This window comes from Micromonospora phytophila, assembly GCF_023656545.1.
Lineage (GTDB): Bacteria > Actinomycetota > Actinomycetes > Mycobacteriales > Micromonosporaceae > Micromonospora > Micromonospora phytophila.
The window spans coordinates 1-1,891 of record NZ_JAMOKF010000577.1; the positions used below are offsets into that span (position 1 = coordinate 1).

The following is a 1,891-nucleotide window of genomic DNA, read 5'->3' on the forward strand; positions in this document are numbered from 1 at the left end:
AGCCGGGCGACCTGCCGGGCTCGGTCAACCCGCTGCTGGCGTTCTGCGGGGCGGCCGGCGCGGTGCTCGCGTACGCCCTCGGCACCGCGTCGCGGGCGGCGGGTGACCGGTACGGCGGCGACCTGGCGGTCGGCATGCCGGTGCTGGCCCTGGTGGTGACCCTGCTGGGCCCGCTGGTCGGCCTGGTGCCGGCGAAGGTCCTGGCCGACCGGCGGCACGCCGTCCTCGGCCCGCGCCCGGTCGCCGTCGTCCTCGCCGCGGGCGTGCTCAGCACCGCCCTGCTGCTGGCACTCGCCCGCTGACGCGCCTGCCTCTCACCTCGCCGCTTGAGGGTCGTCGTCGCTCGTCGGTCTCCTGCGGCCCACGACAGGTCCGGGACGGACGCCTAGGGCGCGTCGCAAAGTCCGGGCTGGTGGCCGTGGTGAGCGGCTGACGAGGGTTCGGGTCAGCCTGGGGTGAGGAGGCAGAACTCGTTGCCTTCCGGGTCTGCGAGGACGGTCCACGGGACATCGTTTTGGCCCAGGTCGATGGCGGTGGCGCCGAGGGTCCGCAGTCTGGCCGCCTCGGCCTCCAGGTCGTCACCTGGGTATGGGCGGACGTCGAGATGGACGCGGTTCCACACGGTCTTGGCGTCGGGTGTGCGGAGGAACTGCAGATATGGGCCGACGCCCTTGGCGGAGCGCAGTACCGCCTTGTGGTCGGTCACCTCGTGCAGGGCCCAGTCCATGGCCTTGCCCCAGAAGCGGGCCATGGCTCGCGGATCCGCGCAGTCGACCACTACCGCGGCGATCGGTCCGGTGTCTCGGTAGAGCGGTCGGGGGTCCAGCACGCAGAACTCGTTGCCCTCCGGGTCGACCATGACCGTCCATGGGACGTCGCCCTGGCCTACGTCGGCGGGTGTTGCGCCGAGATCCTTCAGGCGCGTGACCACCTGCGCCTGATGGGCGCCGAGGTGGTGGCGAGGTCGACGTGCACGCGGTTCTTCACCGTCTTGGGTTCCGGGGAGACGATGAGGTCGACGCAGACAGCGACGGGGTCGGGGTAGACGAAGCCCTCGGGTTCGAGGTTGGTCACGCCGGGTCCCTCGCTGGAGACTTCCCAGCCGAGCGCCTCCGCCCAGAAACCGCCCAGCGCGGAGTCGTCCCGAGCCTTCATGTTGATTTGAACGAGCCGCGTTGCCATTCCGCTAAGCCCCGTCGAGTCGGCGGTGGTGCCCGAACCGGAGTGATCGTTCGGCGTGTCGAAGGTCGGCATATGGCGAGGTCTGCCGGTAGATGGTTCAGCGACCAAGCAAACCTCAAACCGGAGACCTCGTGGACACCCTAGCGGTGACGAGCGGTTCGACCTGACCGACGTGCAGTGGGCGGTGCTGCAGCCGTTGCTGCCGGCGCCAAACGCCGAGGTCGACCGTCGTCATGTGGCTGCGAGCAAGGCCAGAAACCCCTCGCCATCGTGCTGACCGCCGGACACCGCGGCGACAGCCCCGCTTCGACAAGCTAGCCGTGCGCTACGAGGCCACCATTCACCTCGCCGCCATCAACGAGTGGCTGCGACCGACTTCGACCCAGGCTTTAGGGGGCGGGGACGGCCACCGCTTCGCGCAGTAGTCGGCGGGCCAGGGTGACGCGGTCGGCGTCGTCGTCGAGGCCGGGGAGGTCGCCGACCCGGACCGCCTCGGCGGTGAGCAGGGCGCGGACGGCCGGTTCGCACTGCGCCGGCAGCGTCAGGGTGCGGTCGAACAGGCGCAGCGCCACCCGGTCGGCACCCTGCCCGGTGAGCTGCCAGCGCAGGCCCGGGCGGGGGGCGGGCCGGGTGTCGGCGTCGAGGGCGGCGAGGGCGGCGGCCTGGGCCAGGGGGCGGATCGGCGCCGGACGGGCGGCCGGCCAGGCCC

Annotated in this window: 3 pseudogenes; 1 reads left to right on the plus strand and 2 read right to left on the minus strand. The window is 71.9% G+C overall.

Features of this window, described 5'->3' with window-relative positions:
• Positions 1 to 302, plus strand: a pseudogene (locus tag NCC78_RS31420) (hypothetical protein); the annotation flags it as partial.
• A 143-nt stretch (positions 303 to 445) separates the two neighbouring features.
• On the opposite strand, the pseudogene NCC78_RS31425 reads toward NCC78_RS31420, so the two are convergent.
• Both NCC78_RS31425 and NCC78_RS31430 read right to left on the minus strand, forming a co-directional pair.
• Positions 446 to 1,182 (minus strand): annotated as a pseudogene (locus NCC78_RS31425) (VOC family protein).
• A gap of 389 nt (positions 1,183 to 1,571) precedes the next feature.
• A pseudogene (locus NCC78_RS31430) lies at positions 1,572 to 1,891 on the minus strand (cupin); the annotation flags it as partial.